The sequence below is a fragment of the Corynebacterium sp. UMB6689 genome (genome assembly GCF_030215295.1).
GTDB lineage: Bacteria > Actinomycetota > Actinomycetes > Mycobacteriales > Mycobacteriaceae > Corynebacterium > Corynebacterium aurimucosum.
Genome location: NZ_JASOLS010000325.1, coordinates 1 through 203 on the forward strand (window position 1 = coordinate 1; position 203 = coordinate 203).

Below are 203 nucleotides of genomic sequence, written 5' to 3' on the forward strand. Positions count from 1 at the left end.
TACAAATGGGCCCATGTGCAGCAGAAACGACTATCCGGAAAGGATGATCGGGCAGCATTTTACGATGATGTTGACCGAAAGATTCATCAGATTTGGAAAGACTCCGATGAGGTTTATGGTGCTCCTCGGATCACCGCAGAGCTTGCCGAGCGCTACCACATTTCGCTTAACCGTAAGACTGTGGCGAAGCGGATGCGCATGAT

General features: G+C 50.2%; 1 protein-coding gene. It reads left to right on the top strand.

The window, feature by feature from the left end; all coding sequences use genetic code 11:
- Nucleotides 1-15: 15 nt before the first annotated feature.
- On the top strand, nt 16-203 hold a 188-nt coding region (locus QP363_RS13680; protein WP_284764894.1), incomplete at its 3' end, for a transposase.